Origin of the sequence: Micromonospora cathayae, from assembly GCF_028993575.1 — a bacterium.
Taxonomy (GTDB): domain Bacteria; phylum Actinomycetota; class Actinomycetes; order Mycobacteriales; family Micromonosporaceae; genus Micromonospora; species Micromonospora cathayae.
In genome coordinates, this window is the sequence record NZ_CP118615.1 from 5,919,792 (window position 1) to 5,941,386 (window position 21,595).

The 21,595-nt window shown below is 72.7% G+C and carries 18 protein-coding genes; 6 read left to right on the forward strand and 12 right to left on the reverse strand.

Annotated features, from left to right (window positions below):
* Nucleotides 1–39: 39 nt before the first annotated feature.
* The 7 genes from PVK37_RS26015 to PVK37_RS26045 form a co-directional block, all read right to left on the reverse strand.
* The gene (locus PVK37_RS26015) at nt 40–1,137 is read right to left on the reverse strand and encodes an SAM-dependent methyltransferase (RefSeq protein WP_275030447.1); all 1,098 of its coding nucleotides are present in this window, start codon (nt 1,135–1,137) and stop codon (nt 40–42) included.
* 32 nt (nt 1,138–1,169) lie between these two features.
* Complete coding sequence (locus tag PVK37_RS26020) at nt 1,170–2,282, reverse strand: scyllo-inosamine-4-phosphate amidinotransferase (RefSeq protein WP_275030448.1); 1,113 nt, start codon at nt 2,280–2,282, stop codon at nt 1,170–1,172.
* Nucleotides 2,283–2,284: 2 nt separating this feature from the next.
* Nucleotides 2,285–2,890, reverse strand: a complete 606-nt coding sequence (locus PVK37_RS26025; RefSeq protein ID WP_275030449.1) for a MaoC family dehydratase — start codon at nt 2,888–2,890, stop codon at nt 2,285–2,287.
* Complete coding sequence (locus tag PVK37_RS26030; protein ID WP_275030450.1) at nt 2,880–4,121, reverse strand: 8-amino-7-oxononanoate synthase family protein; 1,242 nt, start codon at nt 4,119–4,121, stop codon at nt 2,880–2,882. The genes PVK37_RS26025 and PVK37_RS26030 overlap by 11 nt, the downstream gene beginning before the upstream one ends.
* Nucleotides 4,122–4,169: 48 nt before the next feature.
* Nucleotides 4,170–5,012 carry an HpcH/HpaI aldolase/citrate lyase family protein gene (locus PVK37_RS26035; RefSeq protein ID WP_275030451.1) on the reverse strand — a complete coding sequence of 281 codons (843 nt, stop codon included), beginning with the start codon at nt 5,010–5,012 and terminating at the stop codon, nt 4,170–4,172.
* Nucleotides 5,012–6,043 carry a quinone oxidoreductase family protein gene (locus PVK37_RS26040; protein ID WP_275035232.1) on the reverse strand — a complete coding sequence of 344 codons (1,032 nt, stop codon included), beginning with the start codon at nt 6,041–6,043 and terminating at the stop codon, nt 5,012–5,014. Before PVK37_RS26040 ends, PVK37_RS26035 begins: the two co-directional genes overlap by 1 nt.
* A 139-nt stretch (nt 6,044–6,182) precedes the next feature.
* Nucleotides 6,183–7,517 carry a preATP grasp domain-containing protein gene (locus tag PVK37_RS26045; protein WP_275030452.1) on the reverse strand — a complete coding sequence of 445 codons (1,335 nt, stop codon included), beginning with the start codon at nt 7,515–7,517 and terminating at the stop codon, nt 6,183–6,185.
* Between the two features lie 307 nt (nt 7,518–7,824).
* On the opposite strand from PVK37_RS26045, the gene PVK37_RS26050 reads away from it, so the two are divergent.
* From PVK37_RS26050 to PVK37_RS26060, 3 genes are all read left to right on the forward strand, one after another.
* Complete coding sequence (locus tag PVK37_RS26050) at nt 7,825–8,454, forward strand: DUF4291 domain-containing protein (RefSeq protein WP_275030453.1); 630 nt, start codon at nt 7,825–7,827, stop codon at nt 8,452–8,454.
* A 169-nt stretch (nt 8,455–8,623) separates the two neighbouring features.
* A complete protein-coding gene (locus PVK37_RS26055) occupies nt 8,624–9,487 on the forward strand; it encodes an MBL fold metallo-hydrolase (RefSeq protein ID WP_275030454.1) in 864 nt (287 codons plus the stop codon).
* Between the two features lie 17 nt (nt 9,488–9,504).
* The gene (locus tag PVK37_RS26060; RefSeq protein ID WP_275030455.1) at nt 9,505–10,002 is read left to right on the forward strand and encodes a MarR family winged helix-turn-helix transcriptional regulator; all 498 of its coding nucleotides are present in this window, start codon (nt 9,505–9,507) and stop codon (nt 10,000–10,002) included.
* Nucleotides 10,003–10,053: 51 nt separating this feature from the next.
* Here PVK37_RS26060 and PVK37_RS26065 read toward each other — a convergent pair whose 3' ends face one another.
* The gene (locus PVK37_RS26065) at nt 10,054–11,259 is read right to left on the reverse strand and encodes an ARPP-2 domain-containing protein (RefSeq protein WP_275030456.1); all 1,206 of its coding nucleotides are present in this window, start codon (nt 11,257–11,259) and stop codon (nt 10,054–10,056) included.
* On the reverse strand, nt 11,256–12,683 hold the full coding sequence (locus tag PVK37_RS26070; protein ID WP_275030457.1) for a hypothetical protein: 1,428 nt from the start codon (nt 12,681–12,683) through the stop codon (nt 11,256–11,258). Before PVK37_RS26070 ends, PVK37_RS26065 begins: the two co-directional genes overlap by 4 nt.
* 454 nt (nt 12,684–13,137) lie before the next feature.
* On the opposite strand from PVK37_RS26070, the gene PVK37_RS26075 reads away from it, so the two are divergent.
* Both PVK37_RS26075 and PVK37_RS26080 read left to right on the forward strand, forming a co-directional pair.
* Nucleotides 13,138–14,250: a glycoside hydrolase family 53 protein gene (locus tag PVK37_RS26075; RefSeq protein ID WP_275030458.1), complete on the forward strand. Its 1,113-nt coding sequence runs from the start codon at nt 13,138–13,140 to the stop codon at nt 14,248–14,250.
* A gap of 554 nt (nt 14,251–14,804) precedes the next feature.
* Complete coding sequence (locus PVK37_RS26080) at nt 14,805–16,109, forward strand: CE1 family esterase (RefSeq protein WP_275030459.1); 1,305 nt, start codon at nt 14,805–14,807, stop codon at nt 16,107–16,109.
* 70 nt (nt 16,110–16,179) lie between these two features.
* Here the strand turns inward: PVK37_RS26080 and PVK37_RS26085 are convergent, their stop codons facing one another.
* Genes PVK37_RS26085 through PVK37_RS26095 form a run of 3 tightly spaced genes read right to left on the reverse strand, consistent with a single transcriptional unit; the run spans nt 16,180 to nt 19,703 of the window.
* Nucleotides 16,180–17,010 carry a M23 family metallopeptidase gene (locus tag PVK37_RS26085; protein ID WP_275030460.1) on the reverse strand — a complete coding sequence of 277 codons (831 nt, stop codon included), beginning with the start codon at nt 17,008–17,010 and terminating at the stop codon, nt 16,180–16,182.
* Between the two features lie 43 nt (nt 17,011–17,053).
* A complete protein-coding gene (locus tag PVK37_RS26090; RefSeq protein ID WP_275030461.1) occupies nt 17,054–18,133 on the reverse strand; it encodes a LacI family DNA-binding transcriptional regulator in 1,080 nt (359 codons plus the stop codon).
* A gap of 16 nt (nt 18,134–18,149) precedes the next feature.
* Complete coding sequence (locus tag PVK37_RS26095; RefSeq protein ID WP_275030462.1) at nt 18,150–19,703, reverse strand: FAD-dependent oxidoreductase; 1,554 nt, start codon at nt 19,701–19,703, stop codon at nt 18,150–18,152.
* A 192-nt stretch (nt 19,704–19,895) separates the two neighbouring features.
* On the opposite strand from PVK37_RS26095, the gene PVK37_RS26100 reads away from it, so the two are divergent.
* Complete coding sequence (locus PVK37_RS26100; RefSeq protein WP_275030463.1) at nt 19,896–21,584, forward strand: FAD-dependent oxidoreductase; 1,689 nt, start codon at nt 19,896–19,898, stop codon at nt 21,582–21,584.
* Nucleotides 21,585–21,595 lie beyond the last annotated feature (11 nt).

Here is a 21,595-nt window from a genome sequence, read left to right on the forward strand (position 1 = left end):
TCTTCCACCGGCCACCGGTTCCGGCGGCGGCCACGCCGGCTACGGGAAGAGGTGCCGGTGGATGGGGTGGTCGCGGAACGGGCCGCCCCGGTACGGGGAGGTGTGGCTGCCCGTACGGCTGCCGGCGGACGTGTGCAGCACCGCGTCGAGGTGGTAGTCCGGGTGCACCCCGTCGTCGCCGAGGGTCGACGTGACGGTCAGGTCGAGCGTGTCGCCCGGCTCGACCGGGTGCTCGGTGTCGAACAGCGGGAAGTAGATGGACGCCCAGTTGCTCGCCTCGCGCAGCGCGTCCAGTGGCTCCCCGTCCGGCAGGGACCACAGCCGCAGCCAGGTGAGCACCCCGTCCACGACACCCGGCCGGTCGACGGTTAGGCGGACCGTGCGGCGCTGCTCCAGCGGCAGGTGCCCGTTGAGGTCGAGCACCTCCACCACCCGGCCGGCGCCGAGCAGCGCGTCGCGGGCCGGGTCCGTGACGCGCAGGCGCACGTCGAAGGGGCCACCGTGCCACGCGAAGATGGTCCGCAGGTAGCCGACCGTGTCCGCGCCGAAGGCCACCGGGCCGCCGCCGAGGAGCCGGCGGAAGGCGACCGGCGCGGCGAGGGTGACGCACCGGTGCGGCACCACCACGGCACCGGGGGCGAGGTGCCGGCGTCGGGCGTCGGCGAGCACCGCGGCGACGCCCTCCGCGCCAGCCAGCGACCCGATGATCTCGGCGACGCAGACGTCCGCCAGCGGGGTGACGTCGAGTTCGGTGGAGAGTCCACGCAGCAGGGTGACGCGTTCCCCGAGGTCCGGTTCGGCCAGCCAGGTCCCGGCCCGGCGGAAGGACTCCTCCATCGCCTCCACCGCGACGACCCGGCGGGCGCCGTACCGGACGCTCTCCCGGGCCCAGAGCAGGTCCGCGCCGGTGCCGACGTCGAGCACCACCCGGCCGGGGGCCAGCCGGGCCAGCGCGGCGCGGAACCGCCGGTTGCGCTCCTCGTCGTCGGTCATCCGGGCGTACGAGGCCGGGTCGTAGCAGGGGTACTCGCCGATGCTGGGGCCGAGGGTGGGGACGCCGGGCGTGGTGCCGCCGGCCGGGTCCACCCGGACCCGCACGGTCGACCCGGCCACCACCATGTCGACGGAGGTGGTCATCGTGCTCCTCGATCGGGCTGGAAGGGGTCCGCTCAGTCCAGGTAGTTCTCCGGTCCGCCACTGCGGACGGTGTCCAGGGTGACGCAGTGGAAGCCGCCGCCGAGCAGCCGGGAGTGCCGCAGCCGGTGCGGCAGCACGGTGATGCCGTGCCGCTCCAGGGCGGCGATCAGCTCCGGCTGGTCGGCGTCCACGACCGCGTGCTCCTCGTCGACCATCAGCAGGTTCATGCTGATCCAGTGCTCGCTCAGGGTGGGCTGCGGGCTGGCGGTCCGGCGGGGCTCCGGGCACCACAGCACGTCCCAGCCGCGCAACGGTTCCGGTACCGCGTCGGGCCGGACCCGGCCCGGGTTGAGCAGCACCAGGCCGGGCCGCAGGAACGAGATGGTGCTGTCGATGTGGGTGTAGCCGTAGATCCCGCGCAGCGGGTGCACCCGGACGTCCCCGAGGAGCCGGACGGTGGACTCCAGCCAGCGCAGTCCGAGTTCGTTGCCGCTGCGGGACACCTGGTAGAAGAGGTCCCGGCCGAGGCGGAGCACGTTGGCGGCGTCGAAGACCGGCTCGGTCTCCCCCAGGTCGGGCAGGCCGTCCGGGTCGAACAGGTACAGCTCGTCGGCGAGCTGCGGCCGGGGGGCGGCCAGCCAGGTGGCCCCGCGCAGCAGGTAGTCGTGGAAGAGCGGGCGGAGCCCGAACAGTTCGAAGTAGCGGGCCCGGGTCGGGCTCGCGGTCTCGATGATGGTGGAGCCGACCACCAGGGTGAGGTCACGCGGGCAGTACGACTTGAAGCCGGCGCTGCGCCACTGCGGGGTGCCGAACTCGACGCTGTGGTCGACGGGCGCGGGCCGGTGCACGGTCACGCCCAGCGCCCGCAGGCTGGCGCAGAACTCGGCCAGGTCCTCGTTCGTCTCCTCGACGATCTGCGCCGGCACCTCGCCCACCTGGAGCCGGCTCAGCTCGGTCCGGGTCAGCTTCGGGAAGCAGGTCAACCAGGCCGACGGGTCGTCCTGCTCGGGGAGGCGGATGTGGGTGGCGTCCCCGACGACGATCTCGTGCAGCCGGCTGAACTCGTCCCAGGAGTTCACCGCCGGCAGCCCGGTCCGGCCGGGCGTGGACGCGGCCGACGTGGTGACGATCTGGTCTGCGGTCACGGTCAGTATCCTGTCCTGTGGTCGGTGCGGGTGCGGTGGGTCGGCAGCAGGAAGCTGCGCTCGAAGGTGATCACCACCTCGCCGGTGGCCTTGAGCCCGGTGGTACGGCAGCTCACGATGCCCTCGCCCGGACGGCTGGCGGAGAGCCGCTTGCCGGTCACCTCGCTCTCGGCGTAGAGGGTGTCGCCGACGAAGACCGGGTGGGACAGGCGGATCCGGTCCCAGCCGAGGTTGGCGATGGCCCGGCCGCTGGTGCTGCGGGCGGTCATCCCGCCGACGATGCTCAGCGTCACCAGGCTGGACACCAGTGGCCGGCCCCACCGGCCCCGGGTGGCGTACGCGTCGTCGATGTGCAGCGGTGACGCGTTCATGCTCAACATGCTCATCAGCACGTTGTCCATCTCGGTGACGGTGCGGCCGGGGCGGTGCTCGATGACCGTGCCGACGACGATCTCGTCGTAGTGGAACCCGACCTGTTCGCGGTACCGGTTCTCCCCCACCCTGCGGTACCCGGCCGGGTGGGGCCGGTCGGCGGCCACGCGGTGGGCATCGGGGTCGGGCCCCGGGGCGGCGTCGGTGGTCGGTGCGTCGTCCGGCTCAGTCGACATCGGTGAGCTCCCGGACGTGGTCGGCGAAGGTGGCCAGGGTGGCCCGGTCGAGGTCCGCGCGGATCATGATCCGCAGGCCGGCCTGACCCTGCGGCACGATCGGGAAGAACACCGCCGAGCTGTAGAAGCCACGCCGGTACAGCTCGGCGGAGAGCCGGACCGCCCGGTCGGCGTCGCCCACGGTGATCCGGCGCACCGGCAGGCCGTTGCCGGCGAACGGGGTGGGCAGGAGTTCGTCGAAGTACGCCACGTTGTCGTGCAGCCGGCGCTGCAACTCGCCCAGCTCGGGTGAGCGGTGGATGGCGGCGCTCGCCAGGGACGCGCCGACCAGCGGCAGGGCCATGTTCTGTGACCAGCCCACCGGTCCGGCGTGCCGGGTCAGGAAGCCGTACCTGGCCGGGTCACCGAGCATGGCCACGCCGCCGCCGGTACCGAAGCCCTTGCCCAGGCTGGTGACGATGACGGTGAGCGGGTTCATGGTCAGCCGGGACCGGACGAACCCCTCGCCCCGTTCTCCCACGATCGACAGCGAGTGCGAGTCGTCGACGAACAGGAACAGCCCGTACCGGTCCTGGAGTTCCAGCAGGCCGTCCAGGGCCGCCGCGCCGCCCATCGAGTACGCGCCGTCGGCGACGTACGCCACCCGGGGGTACCGCCGGCAGACGTCCTCCAGGTAGTTCAGGTCGTTGTGGTCGCAGGTGAGGACCAGGCTCTCCTCGGCGCAGATGGGCTTCACGTACGACATGCAGAAGTGGCAGAACCGGTCGAAGACCATCACCCGGGGGCCGCCCGGCGCGAGGTGGCCGGAGGCGACCAGGGGCAGGATGCCGGCGGTGAGCGCGCTGCACGAGGTACCGGGCAGCACCCGCGCGCCGAACAGGTCGCCCAGTTCCTCCTCCAGCCGGGCCAGCAGGTCGTGCCGGATGCGGGTGGTGGAGGTGACCAGCCAGGTGGCACCGGTCTCCCGCAGGGCCGACACGGCCCCCTCGATCACCGCCGGGTGGTGGTTGAGTCCGAGGTACGCGCAGGAACACATGTTGACGAACTCGTGGCCGGTGTCCCGGTCGACGAGCCGGTTGTTCGCGTCGCCCGAGGGCGTCCCGACCCTGATCCCGGTCAGGCCGTGGTCGGCCGCCGCCTGCCACACCGGGTCGGCGGTCCGGATCATCTTCTCGCCGTTGCGGTACCGGTGCGGCCCGACGACGCTCTGCTGTTCACCGGTGCTCGTCATCTACCTCTCCCTGCCGATGGACGTGCCGGTCGGGGTGCCGACGTGGGGTCAGCCGGACGGGTCGAACTCGTCGAGCAGCCGGCGGGACGCCTCGAAGAAGGGGCGGCCCACCATCACGCCGTCGACGGTGGTGACGCCCTGGCCGCTGCTCTGCCCGGCGGCCACCACCCGCCGTGCCTGCGCCAGCGACTCGGCGTCCGGTGAGAAGACCTGGTTGATGACGGCCACCTGGCGGGGATGCAGGGCGATCTTGCCGCTGAAGCCGAGGTCCTGGGCCAGGGCGGCCTCCCGCCGTACCGCGCTCAGGTCCCGCACCTGGAAGGTCGGTGAGTCGATCGCGTCGACGTCGGCGGCCCGCGCGGCGTTGACGATGCGGGTCCGGGCGTGCAGGAGCGGCTCCCAGCTCAGCCGGATACCGAGGGCCGAGGCGTAGTCCGCCGACCCGAAGATCAGCGCCCGGGGCCGGGGTGCGGTGGCCGCGATCGCCGCGACGTGCTCCACCCCCCGGGGCGTCTCGATCACCGCGAACAGTTCCAGGTCCGGGCGGACCGGCCGGAGCAGCCGCGCCACGATCTCGAGGTCCCGGGGTGACTCCACCTTGGGCACCAGCACGATGGCCGGCGGCACCGGGTAGTCGCGCAGGGCGAGCAGGTCCCGCATCCCGTCCGGGTCGGTGATCACGTTGACCCGGACGGCGCACCGGCGACCGGTCGCGCTGTCGCCGGTGAAGAACGCCGTCGCCCGCGCCCGCGCGTCGGCCTTGGCCGGTGCCGGCACCGAGTCCTCCAGGTCGACCAGGCAGATGTCGGCACCGGAGCGGTGGCAGGTGGCGTACCGGTCGGACGCGGTCGCCGGGGTGCAGAGCATGGACCGGCAGTACCGGGTGAACATCACACCTCCCGGCGTACGTCGACGAGGACCTTGCCCGTGGTGGCCCGGGCGGCGACCGCCGCGTGGGCCGCGCCGACCTCGTGCAGCGCCACCGTCCGGTCGACGTGCACGGTGAGCCGGCCCTGGGCGGCCAGGGCGAAGAGCCGGTCGGCGATGCGGCACAGCAGGTCCCGGTGGTCGACGACGTGCCGCATCCAGAACCCGGCGCAGCCGATGGAGCCGTGGGCCAGTTGCGCCGTGGTCACCGCGACGACACCGGCGTCGGCCGGGTCGACCGGGCCCGGCGGATGGGTGCCGGCCGGCGGGTGGGTGCCGGCCGGGGCGTCGGGTCCGGGTCGCCAGCCGAGGCAGACCAGCCGGCCGAACGGGGCCAGCGCGGCCAGGCCGGCCGAGGCGACCGCACCGCCCACCGAGTCGACGAACACGTCGACCCCGATGCCGCCGGCGGCCTCGCGCAGCCGGTCGGCCAGTTCCGGGTCGGCCGGGTCCAGCGCCACGTCCGCGCCGAGCGCCGTGACGAACCGCCGCTTGGCCGGGGTGGACGCGAGCCCGATCACCGGGGACGCGCCGAGCGCCAGGGCGAGCTGCACCGCCAGGTGGCCCACGCCGCCGGCCGCCGCGGAGACCGCCACGCTCTCGCCGGCCCGCAGCCGACCGGCCAGCAGCAGCGCGCCGTACGCGGTGCCGCCCTGTTCGAACAGGCCGACCGCATGCGCGTCGTCGAGGCCCGCCGGGATCTCCACCGTGTACGCGTCCCGCGCCGCCACCACCTCGGCGTACCCGCCGCCCCGGCGCAGCAGCGCGACCACCCGGCGGCCGTCGGTCCGGCGGCGGCCGGCCGCCTCCAGTCCGAGCACCGTGGGCAGCGGCAGTCCGGGTTGGGTGCCCGAACGTTGCTCCAGGTCGTCGAAGTTGATCCCGCTGAGGCTCACGTCGATCAGGCTCTCGCCCGGCCCGACCGACGGTTCGGGGACGTGTTCCACCCGGAGGGCCTCCGGACCGCCCGGACGACGCAGCACCGCCGCCCGCATCCGCCGGGTCACCGCGGCCACCGGGGGTCGGCCGGAGCGCCGGGTCCCGTGCCCACGCCGTCGTCGCGGGTCCGGGCGTGCCGCGGAACGCGGGTCGGCACGCGCCCTCCGGGCCGGGCCCGTCCAGCCGGAACGCGGGTCACCGCAGGTTCTCCGGGCCGAGTCCGCCCAGCCGGCGGTGCATCTCCTCGGCGGCGGCCAGGTCCCCGGCGATCGCGCAGCAGGTGACGGTACCGTCCGCGTCGACCTCGTTCGAGGTGACCACGACCCCGGTACGGCTGGTCGGGTCGTAGCCCAGGCCGGCGGCGGCGAGCCGCTCGACGGCGGCCGGGAACGACGGCACCGCCCAGCCGGAGCGTTCCAGGAAGACGCGTTCGTCCCGGTGGTCGGCGTCCACCACGCGACCGTCGAGCACCAGGTGCACGTGGGTGGAGCCGGTGAGGCGGCAGTTCGTCTCGGTGAACAGCACCGGCCCGTCCGGGGTGTGGATGGCGTCGGCGCTGACCACGCCCCGGTAGCCGAGCACGCGCAGGGACTCGACCAGCCGCTGGGCGCCGTCGAGCAGTTCGGCCCTGGTCTGCGGGCCGATCGTCTGGGCGGGCAGCACCGCGCCGATCGCCACCGGTTCCATCAGCAGCTCACCCACCCCGATCAGCCGGGCCCCCTCGTCGGCGACGAGGTACTCGGCGTAGAGGGTGGTCGAGTCGGGGAAGAAGCGTTCCACCACCAGCCGGTGCGCGCCGCCGGCGGTGAGCCACTCCCACCGTCGTTCCAGGTAGGACAGCACGGCGGCCCGGTCCGGCAGCACCTCGACGCGTGGCGCGCCGGCCGGCGCGACCCCGCCGGTACGGCTGAGGATCTCGTTGCCGTATCCGCCGCCGTTGAACTCCAGCTTCACCATCACGCTGTGGCCCCGGTCGAAGAGGTCGGTGACGGCGGTCAACGCCTGTTCCGGTCGGGTGACCACGGTGCCCGGGGCGATCGGCACGCCGGCCCCGGCGGCCAGGGCCCGGAAGCCGGCCTTGCTGTTGACCAGCGCGTCGCCGGCCTGGGCGCTGAACGGGTAGCCGGGCAGGGCCGTCTCGGCGGCGAGCGCGCGGGCGAGTCCGGTGACGGTGACGTCCTTGTAGACGGCGAGGATCTCGTGCGGCGGCTGGTCGCCGAGGGCGTGCCGGAGCCGGCGCAGGAAGCCGGGGTCGGTGAGCCGGTCCGGGGCGAGGATCTCGGTGCCGAGGCGGCCGGGTGGCGGTACCACCACGGCGAGGGTGTCGGGGTCGGTGCCGGTGAGGCCGGTGACGTAGTCCCGGTACTCCGGTGGCGGGGCGAACGGCAGTACCAGTACGTCGCCGTCCCGGGCGAACCAGAGCATCCGCTGGGCGACGCAGCCACCGGCGCGGAGCTGGGCCGGGGTGAGTGCCGCGAGGTCACCGACCATCTCCGAGGTGCGACTGTTGCCGATGATCAAGGTGGTCATGACCGCTCCGTCACTGTCGGCGGTATGCCTGGGCCAGGGGTCCGCGCAGCCGGAGACGGCCGGCGTTCGGGCGTGTGGCAGCAGGTCGACCGGAGGTCACCACCTGCAAAGACATCGATATATCGACATGCTTAACGGTTCGGATACCGTACCAACCGCCGCCGGCGACCGCAAGGAGTGATCTTGCAGGCACCCAGGGTGATCTCGAACCGCTCCGGTCGACCAGGGCCGGGGCTCCACGTCCGGCACCGGCGGGAACACCGAAACCCGGTGGAGCGGTCGGGCCCGGCCGGCGAGGATCGGGGGTGTGGCCGTTCCCGACCGTCAGATCCGTGCCCGCCACTCGGCCGACACGATCACCGTGTACCAGGCGTACTCGCCGCAGATCGCGCTGCCCGCCGTGGCGGCCGGCCGCTTCGTGGCCCCGTTCAAACGGGACCGGATGACCTGGATCAAGCCGTCCTTCCGCTGGATGATGTACCGCTGCGGTTGGGGCACCAAGCCGGGGCAGGAGCGGATCCTGTCCATCGACATCACCCGGCAGGGCTTCGAGTGGGCGTTGGCACGGGCCTGCCTCAGTCACTACGACCGTGCGGTGCACGGCGACCGGGCGACCTGGTCGCAACACCTGAAGACCAGCCCGGTACGCGTGCAGTGGGACCCGGAACGGACCCTGCGCCTCGACCCGCTGCCGTACCGGTCGTTGCAGGTCGGACTGGCCGGCGAGGCGGTCGACCGGTACGTGGACGAATGGATCGTCGCGGTCACCGACGTCACCCCCACCGTCCACCACATCCGGGACCTGCTCCGCGCCGACGACGCACGGGCGGCAGCGGCCCACCTTCCGGTCGAGGCCGCCTACCCGCTGCCGGCCCGGATCGGCGACCGCCTCGGCGTCAGCCCGGACGGCACCGGCGACCCGGCGTCCGGGCGGTGACGCCCGCCAGCCGGTGAACGACGTCCGGGCGGGCACGCCGAGACGGTGCTCGAGGCCACCAGGGCGGACCGGACGACGGACTGAGCCCGGCACCACCGCGGTGACCGCCCACGGGTCCGCCCGGCCAAGTATTCTTGTCTCAGACTATCTTGAGTCGTACGATGCCGTGATGAAGCCCCTCGTGGCACCGCCCGCCTGGACGCAACCGCTGCCCGAAGCCGACCCACCCGCCGGCATGGCCGTCCATCAGCTGCCGACCGGCACGTACGAGACGCCCGCGGCCCTCGCCGTGCGCGGCGGATCGTTCCGCGACAAGCGCCAGTTCGCCGCGTCGGCGATCCTGGTGCGACATCCCAGGGGTGACCTGCTCATCGACGCGGGCTTCGGCGCCGACCTCGCGGCACACGTCGCGATGCTCCCCCGGTTCATGCGCTCCGCACACCACGTCGGCCGGACGGTGGGCGAGCAGCTCGACGCCAGCGGCTACGACCGCAGCCGCCTGCTCGGCGTGGTGCTGACCCACTCGCACTGGGACCACGCGAGCGGTCTGGACAGCCTCCGCGACACGCCGATCTGGCTGAACGCGCACGAGCGGCGGCACGCCGCCGAACACTGGGACGGCAAGGTCTTCCGGCACGTGTCCCGGGGCCACGAGATACACGAGTACGGCTTCGACGACCGGCCGTACCTCGGATTCCCGTCCAGTCACGACGTGCACGGCGACGGCGCGGTGGTGATCGTCCACGCGGGGGGCCACACGACCGGATCCGTCATCGTCTTCGTCACCGTGCCCTCCGGCACGCGGTACGCCTTCATCGGCGACCTGACCTGGCAGCTCGACGGCATCCGTCGGCGCGCCGAACGACCGTGGCTGATGAGCAGGCTCGCCGACCGCGATCCCCACCAGGTACGCCAGGATCTGCTGCGCATGATCGCCCTCGAGGGGACGATGCACATCGTCCCCGCTCACGACCTCCGCGCCTACGAGGGCATCCCCGGACTGACGCCGGAGCCCGCCGGCCCTGCGCACTGAAGGCATAGGCTCCCCGCATGCGCCGCCCGACACCGCCGACGCCCGCCGGCCCCGCACCCCCGACCGCAGGTCCCGGCCCCACCGTCGACTCCGAGATCACCTGGCTGCTGCACCGCGCGGCCCAACGCATGCGCCACGCGACCGGGGAGAAGGCCGAGAAGCACGGACTGACGCTGCGCGACTACATCGTGCTGAGCGCGCTCCGGAAAAGCCCGGGCCTGACGCAGGGCGACCTGGGCAGATCCCTCGGGCTGGACAAGACCACCCTGATGAGCCAACTGGACCGGCTCGAACAGCGGGGACTGATCGTGCGCCACAGCAGTCCCCGCGATCGTCGCCTCCGCATTCCGGTCATCACCGAGGAGGGCGAAGCCCTGCGGGCCACCGTGGCCGACGCCTGCGCCGCCGTCGAGGACTCCGCGCTCGCCGGCTTCCACCACGACCAGATCCAGGCGTTCCGGCACCTCCTCATCACGCTCATCGGCGACAGCGAGGACCCCGGATCCTGCCTCTGACCGGCCGCCCGTCGCCGGCGAGGTGGGCACCCGGTACGACGTCGTACCCGGTCATCGGCTCCGGTCCGGTGGTGGGCCGGCCGTCGTCGCCCGGCCGCGCGGCTCCCGGGCGTGCCTGCGGCTGGAATCGACGATGTCGGGGCGGAGCAGGTGGCCGAGTCCGGCGCGGTCGAGTCGTCGGATCAGCCCGTCGCGGTCGGTACGGAGCGCGGTGGCGGTGGCGTCGAGGTTCCAGTCGGTGGCGGCCAGTTGGGACAGCAGGTGTCCACGGCGGATCTGGGCGGCCGACAGCCGGAACGTCTTGAGGTAGGCCGTCCGGCCGACCTCGTCGGTGATGGTCTCGCCGATGTGGTTCTCGGCTTCGGGGTCGAAGGCGGGCAGGAACCGGGACAGGGTGAACCGACCCATCCGGTGTACCGGGGTGACGGTGCGTCGCCCGGCGCTGAGCAGCCCACCGGCCATGCCGGCGTGGAACGCGGTCCACTCGGCGCCCACCTGGGCCAGCTGGGCACGCAGGTCGGCGACGCTGGCGATGCGGGTGTCGTCGAGACGGGTCGTGAAGTCCGGTACGGCGGGATACAGGTGGGTGTAGTGGAACAGCAGTTCGCCGTAGAAGTCCTGCAACAGGGTGGGGTGCAGGGCGCGGTAGTCGTCCGGGTGCGGGACCACGAACGCGGCGGCGAGGGCGTCGGCGGCGTAGAGCATCATGCCGCACTGGTCGGGGTGGATCTCGAAGACGCGCAGCGCGTCGTCGAGGCCGGTGACGGCGGCACCGGTGTAGCTGGCCTCCACCCGGGGGGACAGGCCCCGGGTGACCGCGTTGCGGGTCCATTCCTGCCAGGCGACCGGCGGGCCGCCGAACTGCAGCGTGAGGTACCCCTCCATGGCCAGGTGCAGCGGCAGGAAACGCAACCGCTGCCGGTCCTCACGGCGAGCCATCCGGCGGCGCGACACCAGCCGGATGCCGGTGGGAGCGCCGGTGTCGGCGGGGCCGCACAGCTGGGTGCCGTACGCGGCGGCCGGGGCGGTGTCGGTGCTCCAGGTGGCGACGAACGCGTGCGGGACGTACGAGAGGTAGGCGGTGCGTGGCGAGGTGTGGACGATCGACAGGTCGTCGGGGTGGTGGAGGCGGGCGTGCAGCCGCAGGTCGGTGATGGGGACCGGCCGCAGGAGCGGGACGAGGCGGATCGCGCCCCACGTCTGGGCGGGGCCGGGGGTCAGCCCGGTCAGGTCGATGCCGTCGGCGGGGGCCGTCACGACGCCGCCGGCCCGGCGTTGAGGAACCCCTCGACCCGGTCGGCGAGGTGGCGGCGCAGCTCGTCGAAGCCGGCGCTGCCGGTGGCGAAGCGGGCCAGTTCGACGAGCGCGGCGACGTCCTCGGCGTCGCGGACGCCCACGGTGGCCACGCCGGCGGCGAGGCGGCGTACGTCGAAGGTGTCGGCGTCGTAGACGGGGTTGAGGTGCACGACGCTCGTGACCTGGTGGGGGTCGAGGCGGGTACGCCAGACCCGCAGCACCTCGGCGGCCTGGCCGGGTGGGTCGTTGTCCCAGCCGTCGGAGACGATGACGAGCCGGTCGGGGCGGCGTTCGAGGGCGTCGACGAGGCGCACGCCCAGCCCGGTGGCGCCGATGGGGTGCACCAGCAGCGGGTCGCCGCGGTGGTGCAGCCACAGCCCCGTGTAGTCGGTGGCGAGGGCCTCCAGCAGATAGTGGGTGGCCAGGGCGACGGCGAGCGGGCGGCAGCGCTTCACGCCGGAGCCGGCGGCGGAGTAGCTGTCGTCGAGGACGGCCACCACCCGGCCCCAGGTGCCCGCCTGCCGGCGGGCGGCGCGGCGCGCGGCGGCCCGCAGCGCGCCGGTGAGCTCGTCGCGTCGCCGGGCGCGTTCCGGGCGGGGCAGGGACAGCGCGTAGGTCGCGAGGCGGGTCAGGGGTGCGGTGGCGAGGTCCATGGCGACCGCCGCGACCCGGTGCCGTACGGCGGCCCCCTGCAGCCGCAGCCGTTCGCCGTCGGTGAGCCTGGGCGCGATGCCGGACAGGAACCGGGCCCGGTCGATGCCGTGCTGGGCGGCCAGGCCCTCGGCGACGGTGTAGGGCAGGTCGTACAGGGCGCGCTGCTCGTAGTGGGCGCGTCGCCACGCCTCCAGGATCGGTGTCTGGTAGCGCTTCGGGCGACGCCAGTCGAACAGCACCGTACCGACCTCGCCGGGAAGGGGAAGGTGGGCGTGGCGGGCGGCGAACGACAACGACCGGCGGTACTTGACCGCGTCGAAGGCCGGGTCGGGCCGGGCCGCCACCCAGTCCCGCACGATGGCGCGGGTACGGCGGTTGTTGATCCTCAACCGGCGCAGCTCGCGGAAAACGCCGTACACCCGCTGCGGTGGCAACGTCCGCAGCCGCGCCGCGATCAGCCGCCCCTCCGTCGCGCGCTGCTGGTCGCTCGCCTCCCGCGCGGTGCGCAGCAGGTTCGTCACGACCATGGCGGTGTTGCCGTGGTTGACGTCCAGGGCCAGCGTCGCGGCGTACAGGTCACGGTAGTTGCCCAGCACGTACTCGTGCAGGAAGGCCAGCGACAGGCGCTGGGCGGCGGCTCCGGAACGGAACTCACGCTGGCCCGTCGCGGCGATCGCGGCGTTGACGAACATCACCACGTCCTCGCACGCGACCCGATCCGCCCGTGACACGACCGCGGCCCACCCTTCCACGCCATGCTGATGGGGCCGACCGGGGATCGGGGGCACGAACTGCGAAGCATCGCTTCAGAGGCGGGTTCCGGAAGTCGCACCGGAGTCCCGCGGCCGGCCCGGCCACGATACCCGTCACGATTCCGGGCCCGCAGGCCGCCGACCGGCCCGGGGAGACGCCACCGCCGGACCCGGTGCGGTCACCCTCCCCCGCGCGGCCGGCACCGACCGTGGGTGACGGCCGGTGGTCTTTCCGCCCATCGACCGTACGGACACCCCGCGCGACCACGCGCAGCATCGCCCGGACATCTACTATCGTCACTTGAAGGCCCCACCGTGCGTGACCGCTGGCCGGCACCCCCCCGGCCGGTACCCCCCGCGACACCAACCAGGTCAGGTCCACCGGCCGCCGGGCGCCCGGCCCGGCCGGCGGACCAGGTTCGAGGAGGTCGGAATGGTCGTCCGCAGCCGTCGGTGGAGGGCAACGCTGGCGTCGGCGGTCGTGGTGGTGACCACGGCCGTACTCGGCGTCGCCGCGCCCGCCTCCGCCGCCCCGCTGACCATGCTGGGCGCCGACGTCTCCAGCCTGCAACGCGCCAACGACCTGGGCGCGCCGTACCTCGACGCGAGCGGTGTCCGGCGGGACGCGCTCGACATCCTCACCGGCGTCGGCGTCAACTACGTCCGGCTGCGGGTCTGGCACAACCCCCGCAGCGGCTACAACAACAGGGACAAGGTCCTCCAGTACGCCCGCACGGTCAAGGCCAGGGGCCTGAAACTGCTGATCGACTTCCACTACTCCGACACCTGGGCCGACCCCGGTCGGCAGGGCAAGCCCGCGGCCTGGTCCGGCCACGGCATCGACCAGCTCACCACCGACGTCCACGACCACACCTACGACGTGTGCCGCAGCCTGAAGGCGCAGGGCACCGCCCCGGACAGCGTGCAGATCGGCAACGAGATCAACACGGGCATGCTGTGGGACGACGGGCGGGTGACCAACGACGACTTCCGCAACCTGGGGCGGTTGCTGAAGGCGGGTTACCAGGCGACGAAGTCGTGCAACAGCGGCACCCAGGTGATGATCCATACCGCGTACGCCGACAGCATGGCCAACGCGCGCTGGTTCTACGACGGTATCCGCGCGCAGGGCGTGCAGTGGGACCTCACCGGGCTGTCGTACTACTGCGTCTGGCACGGCTCACTGACCAACCTGTACGACGTGATCGTCGACCTGCGGACCCGCTACGGCAGGCCGGTCGTCGTCGCCGAGACCGCGTACCCGTTCACCTCCGCCAACGCGGACGGCACCGGCAACCACGGGGCCGCCGGCTGCTCCGGCTACCCGCTGACCTGGCAGGGGCAGGCGACGAACTTCGCCCACGTGCAGAACACCGCCCGCAACGCCGGCGCGGTCGGCGTCTTCTACTGGGAGCCCACCTGGTACGCGGTCCCCGGCAACGGTTGGGACCCGGCGGACATCACCGGCAGCGGCAACGGCTGGGACCACATGGCCGTCTTCAACTGGAGCGGACAGCTCAACCCGCACATCCGGTGGACCCCCTGACCCCCGGCCGGTAGGCGGCTCGTCCATCACGGCCCGCACGGCTCGTCGTGGCCCTTCACGGCTCGTCGCCGCCGGCCGCCCGGCCGGCCATCGTCCGCGACGACGTGTCACCGATAACAGGCGACGTGTTACCGATAACAGCTTCCGGTCGCCGCGCGTCGTCTGCGCTGCGGTTCGATCGCCGAAACGGGCAGCTCGCCGCCACCGGCACCGGACGGAGGCAGCGAAAGGTTGAGCATGTTATCGATAACCTGCTATCTTCGACCCCGGGAGCGAAGGGCAGGCTCCCGTCACCAGTCAGCCGGTGCAGGCACGTGAGGGCCGTGATCCCGTCGCCTCCCGGACGGCGACAGTTCGGGCCACTGTGCCGACGCCAGGCGATCGCGGGCGGTCGTCGATCGATGTCGCTCCGCCGCATGCCCAGCTTCCGACCTTCGTCGCAGGCCGCGCACGCCCGGTGCCGACGGGTGGCCCGCAGGCAACCGCGCACGTCGTACGGTCCGGCCGGAGCATGCCGGCCGGTCGACCGGACGACCGGAGACAGGAGTCATGCGATGTCGAGACGTAGATACGGCCTCCCGGCCCTGGCGGCGGCGGCGATGCTGCTCGTGGCCGCCGCCGGGGCCACGCTCAGCGGCGGGTTGGGCGAAGCGGCGGAGGCCGCCACGCCGGGCACCCTCGCGGCGACCGCCGGTTGCGGCAAGGCCCCCACGCTGACCAGCGGAAACCGTACGATCCAGAGTGGCGGACAGAGCCGCAGCTACATCCTGCGGATCCCGGACGGGTACGACCGGAACCGCCCCTACCGGCTGGTCTTCGGCTTCCACTGGCTGAACGGCTCGGCGAACAACGTCGCCTCGGCCGGCTACTACGGCCTCCAGCCGCTGTCGAACAACAGCACCATCTTCGTCGCGCCCCAGGGCCTCAACGCCGGCTGGGCCAACACCAACGGTCGGGACCTCACCCTCTTCGACGACATCTCCCGGCAGGTCGAGAACGACCTCTGCGTCGACACCACCCAGCGCTTCGCCCTGGGGTGGAGCTACGGCGGGGCGATGAGCTACGCGGTGGCCTGTGCCCGGCCCACCGTCATCCGCGCGGTCGCCGTGCTGTCCGGAGCCCAGCTCAGCGGCTGCAACGGCGGCACCCAGCCCGTCCCCTACTTCGGCATCCACGGCATCTACGACAGCGTGCTGAACATCTCGCAGGGCCGGCAGCTGCGCGACACCTTCGTCCGGAACAACGGGTGCACCGCGCAGAACCCGCCGGAGCCGGGCCGGGGCAGCCTCACCCACATCACCACCGTCTACTCCGGATGCCGTGCCGGCTACCCGGTGCAGTGGGCCGCTTTCGACGGGGACCACACCCCCAGCCCGGTCGACGGGTCGTCCAGCCCGAACGACTCCCGTACCTGGACCTCGGGGGAGATCTGGCGGTTCTTCAGCCAGTTCCAGTCCACCACTCCCCCCACGTCAGCGCCGCCGACCACCCCGCCGCCGACCACTGCCCCGCCCACCACGCCGCCCCCGACCACCCCGCCGCCGACCAGCGGGCCGGCCGCCTGCACCGCCACCTACCGCACGGTGAACAGCTGGAACGACGGTTTCCAGGGTGAGGTCACGGTGACCAACACCAGCGCCGGCGCTCTCAACGGCTGGACCGTGCGGCTGACCCTGGCCAGCGGTCAGGCCATCAGCAGCCTCTGGAACGGCACCGTCACCGGCGGCACCGGTACCGTCGTCGTCGGCAACGCCCCCTACAACGGCACGCTGAGCCCGAGCGGCACGACCACCTTCGGGTTCACCGCCACCGGCAACGGCGCCACCCCGCCCGGCGCCCTCACCTGCACCAGCCCCTGATCCACCCCGAACGGGCCCGGAGCCGGACGGCTCCGGGCCCGTTCCGGACGGCCCGACGGGGCGGCGTGCCTCAGCCGATGCCGTCGACGGCGGCCCTGAGCGCACTGATCGACGGGTCCCAGCTGAAGTTCAGCACGGGGATGCCGGAAGCGGCGGCGTTGCTGTCGCCCCCGAGGACCACTGCGCGCGGCTTACCGGTGCCCTGGGGGACCACGAGGTACCAGTTGCCCTTCACGTTCGCGATGAACACTTCGTCTACCTCCTGGTCGGGCGGGTTCGGGTTGGCGACGTCCCCGACGTGGTTCTCGAAGTCCACCGTCGCGGCGAAGTTCGTCGGGCTGCCGGTGTTCAGCCAGAGACTCGTGTGCACGTGCGGTCCGACACCCTGGTCACTGCCGTACGCCGAGGCGCCGGAGTAGGCGATCGGCTGGCCCCGCGACACCCGTTGGCCGGTGGCGACGGTGATCCTCGACAGGTGCAGGTGCCGGGTGTAGTTGCCGTCGTCATGGGCCATCCCGACGACGCGTCCGGTCGCGGTGGAGGTGTCGGTCTTCACGTAACGGATCGTGCCGTTCGCCGCGGCCACCACGGGGGTACCGGTGCCGACCGCGTAGTCGGTGCCCGGCTCGCCCGAGGGCGGCGTCCGGTTCCGGTGGTCCTGCCAGGAGCTCGAGATCCGGACGTTTCCGCACGGCCGTTGATAACTGCCGGCAGCCTGGGCGGACCCGGGCAGCAGAGCGAAGGCGGCCGACACCCCGGAGGCCGCCAACGCGGCGCTGGTGATGAACCCCCGCCTGGAGAGCGCGCGCAGGTAGGCGACGCCACCGAGATCCTCGGGCGGCAGGTCACCGGGGCCGACCTGCCGAGGAGGATCAGGGTGGGACTCCCCACTGAGGATCATCAATGCAACCTAAGGCCACGAGCGGTGAAGGACAAGGGTTTCCCTACGGGCGATCGCCGACGGCGCTGCGGGGCGGGGCGGTGGTCGGGCCCAGGGTGTGCGCGCAGGGCAGCAGCACCTGCCGCTCGTGGTCGCCGGCCGGGTCGTTGAGCAGGGTGGCGAGCATGCGTACGGCCCGCCGGCCCATCGCGTTGCGGGGGATGTTCAGCGATGCCCACCGGCTGGGGCCGAACTCGCCGCCCGGGTCGTCGACGAGCAGCACGACGGACAGGTCGGCGGGAATGGCCAGCCCCCGGAGGCTGGCCATGGCGGCCAGGACCCGCAGCAGGCTGACCGACTCGACCAGGACCGCGGTGGCCCCACCGGCGACCGCCGTGTCCAGCCACTGCGCGGTGAGCTGGTCGGGACGGGTGAACGCCGGGGCGGGAACCGGCAGGCCGAAACGGTCGAGGGCGGCGGCGAAGCCCTCCCAGCGGTCCACCTGGGGTTCGTGTCGGGTGGTCTCGCCGAGATAGGCGAAGCCACGGTGGCCGAGCGCGACGAGGTCGTCGACGATCCGGCCGGTGGCCGACCGGTAGTCGCCACCGACGTAGCACATGTCGACACCGGGCATCTCCCGCCGGCCGATGTAGACGTACGGGTGGCCGTCCTCGGCGAGCCGGAGCAGGTCGTCGCGGTTGGCGTGGTGGCCGAGCAGGACGCTGCCGGCCGCCTGGCCCAGCGCGTTCACGCCGTCACGGTAGATCCGGCGTACGCCGTTCTCGTCGCGGGCGGCGGTGAACAGCACGAGGTTGCAGCCTTCGAGTCCGGCCTGCTCCTCGATGCCCTGGAGGAACTCGAAGTAGTAGTCGCCGGCGCTGGTGGGGAAGATCGGCTCGAAGGTGTGCACGCCCATCAGGTACGGCGCGACGGCATGTCGTTCGACGCCGGCCCGTGGCGGGTTGGCGGTGGTCGTCCGGTAGCCGAGGCGGCGCGCGACGCCGAGCACCCGGCGTTGGGTGTCCGGTGAGATCCGGCTGAGGTCGCCCGCGCCGCGCAGCACCATGGACACGGTGGACTGTGACACCCCGGCCTCGCGGGCGATGTCGGCCTGCCGCGAGGTCTGCCCCCGTCGATTGCTCACTCCGTTTCCTCTCCGGTCACGCCGACGGCGGCCACGTCAGCACCGATCCACCGCGTAGCAGGGCCTTACGCAGCGTCTCATAGTCGACCTCGGGTACCGAAACCCTGCGCTCGACGGCCTGGGCGGCGGCGTAGCCGGCGGCCTCGCCGACCATCATGAACACCGGTTCCATCCGGGCCGAGGAGAACGCCACGTGTGAGGCCGACAGGGCCCAGGTGACCAGCAGGTTCGCGCACTCGTCCGACTGCGGGACGATCGACCGGTACGGCACGCCGAACGGCACGGTGACCGGGTGCTGGACGTTGCCCTCGTTGCGGGGCCGGCCGTCGACGAGTACCCGCTTGGTGTTGTGCGAGTCCATCACGTAGGAGGCGAGGGCGACCGGGTCGGCGGCGGCGATCCGGCCGGACGCGTCGTGCTGGGTGATGACGTAGCTCGACACCATCCGTCGGGCCTCCCGCACGTACAACTGGTGCGGCCAGTGGGCGGTGCCGGTGAACTCGGCCGGGGCCAGGCCGTAGCGCCGGGTGTCCTCCCGGACAGCCGCCGGCAGCCGGGGGTCGGTGGCCATGAAGTGCAGCAGGCCCGCCTGGTAGCGGACGTGGTCCTGGAAGATCTCCTCGCGCCGGGCGTAGCCGGCCTCGGGCCAGTCGTAGTTGGCGCCGATGTGGTCGGAGGAGACCGCGCCGTGGTTGTTCATGTCGAAGACGCCGGGGCGGACCTCGGTGGTGCGGCCGAACAGCTCGTACCCGCCGGCGTCGACGTAGCGGCGCAGCAGTTCGTACCGGTCGGGGTCGTAGCCCTCGGGTTCGGGGAACGGCAGCCGGCGGGCGGAGGTGGTGACGTGCAGCCGGAAGTTGTACGCCTGGACGCGGTGGTCGCCGGTGCCGATCGCCTCGTACGGGTCGGCGCTGATGCCGGGCAGCAGCCCGCTGGCCGGGCGGCCCGGTTCCCGCCACGGGTCGACGTCGAGGGTGAACTGGTGGTTGTCGCTGTACTGGACGCCGGCCAGCGGTTCGCCGTAGCGGTCCCGGGATTCCCGGCCGACCGTGTACGTCACGCCGGCCGCGGCCATCAGGTCGCCCTCGTACGACGCGTCGACGTAGACCGTGCCCCGGTACCGGTTGCCGTCGTCGGTGCGTAGCTCGGTGATCCGCCCGTCGGCCGTGGTGACGTCGGCGAGGTGCTGGCGGTGGCGGACCCGGACACCGGTGTCGCCCAACCAGCGGGCGAAGATCTCCTCGGCGACGTGCGCCTCGACGCCCCAGTGCGGGTCGGGGGCGTGGTAGGCGGCGGCGACCTGGGCGTAGAACCGGCGGGCGAGACCGCCGACGGTCTCCGGGCGGCCGACGTCGGTGGTGCCGAGTCCGGCGGCGCTCATGCCGCCGAGGTGGTCGTCGAAGGCGAGCAGCAGCACCGACATCCCCTCCTGGGCGGCGCGCACGGCCGTGGCGACACCGCCGGAGGTCGCGCCGTAGACGACGACGTCGGCGTGGGTCGGCTCGGCGTCGTGCGCGGTGACCGGCGGGAGGTGGTAGCGCAACCCGGGCAGCGCTGGTGCGGTCTTCATGGTCTGCGTTTCTAACATGTTGCGGACCGGTTGGGAATCGCTAATAAAAGCTAATCGCAAGTTACCGCATCGTCACCGAAACTCCTGGCTGTGCGCGTCTTGACATTCCGGCGATGGCGAGATGTAACGTACTCGCAATCGATCGGGAGCGAATCGATCAGCAGATATTAGCAGACGCGAGGAGCGCGCAGCATGGGTCATCCCTCCGAACGGCACACCGACCTACTCGTGGTCGGCGGCGGGCTCGGCGGCGTCGCCGCCGCGCGGACCGCCGCCCGGCTCGGGCTGCGGGTCGTGCTGGCCGAGGAGACCGACTGGCTCGGCGGCCAGCTCACCGCCCAGTCGGTGCCGTCCGACGAGCACCCGTGGATCGAGTCCGGCCACACCTCGCCCGGCTACCACGAGCTGCGCACCCGGATCCGGGACTACTACCGGCGCAACTACCCGCTGCGGCCGGCCGCCGTCGAGCTGCCGACCCTCAACCCGGGCCTGGGCAACGTGAGCCGGCTCTGCCACGAACCGCGGGTCGGCGTCGCCGTCATCGACGAGATGCTGGCCGGCTACCGCTCGGCCGACCGGATCAGCGTGCTGTACGAGCACGTCCCGGTCGCCGCGACCACCGACGGCGACCGGATCACCGCGGTGACCCTGGAGAACCGCCGCACCGGCACCCGGACGACCGTCACCGCGCCGTTCGTCGTCGACGCCACCGAACTCGGCGACCTGCTGGACCTGGCCGGCGTCGAGCACGTCGTCGGCGCCGAGTCGCAGGCCGAGACCGGCGAGCCGTACGCGTCGCCGGTCGCCGACCCGACCGACCAGCAGGCGATCACCTGGTGCTTCCCGCTGGAGTACCGCCCCGGCGAGGAGCACGTCGTCGACCGGCCGGCCTCGTACGACCACTGGAAGACACACGTCGACCCGTTCTGGCCCGGACCGCAGCTGTCCTGGGAGAAGATCGACATCCACACCATGAAGGGGCGGACCAACCGCATCTTCGAGGGCGACCTGGACGGCGTGCACCTGCCGGACCTGTGGCACTTCCGGCGGATCCGGGCCCGCAGCCAGTTCGACCCCGCCCTGGTCGACACCGACATCACCCTGGTCAACTGGCCCAACATCGACTACTGGGAGTCGCCGCTGGTCGGCGCGGACATCGACCAGGCCGCCCGGCAGACCGCGCTGCGCCGGTGCCGCGAGCTGTCGCTGTCGTACCTGCACTGGATGCAGACCGAGGCGCCCCGCCCGGACGGCGGACACGGGTACCCGGGGCTGCGGCTGCGCCCCGACCTGACCGGCACCGACGACGGGCTGGCCAAGAGCGCGTACATCCGGGAATCACGGCGGATCAAAGCCCGGTTCACCGTGCTGGAGCAGCACGTGGCCGTGGTCGACCGCCCCGACGGCGCCGGCGCGGTCGTCTTCCCCGACTCGGTCGGCATCGGCCACTACAACATCGACCTGCACCCGAGCACCGCCGGCGTCAACTACGTCAACCTGGAGTGCTACCCGTTCCAGATCCCGCTCGGCGCGCTGGTCCCGGTCCGCGTCCGCAACCTGCTGCCGGCCAACAAGAACATCGGCACCACGCACATCACCAACGGCTGCTACCGGCTGCACCCCGTCGAGTGGAGCATCGGCGAGGCGGTCGGCGCGCTGGCCGCGTACTGCGTCACCGCACACAGCGAGCCGCACGCGGTCGCCGACTCCCCGGAGCGCACCGCCGACGTGCAGCGCCTGCTGGCCGACACCCTCGGCATCCCGACCGCCTGGCCGGACGAGATCCGCCGGATGCGACCGTCGCAGGCGGCCAGGGGTGCGACGCCGGTCCTGGCCAAGCCGCGCCAGCGCAGCGTGCCGGCCGTGACCCGGACCATCTGACCCCCGCCCGC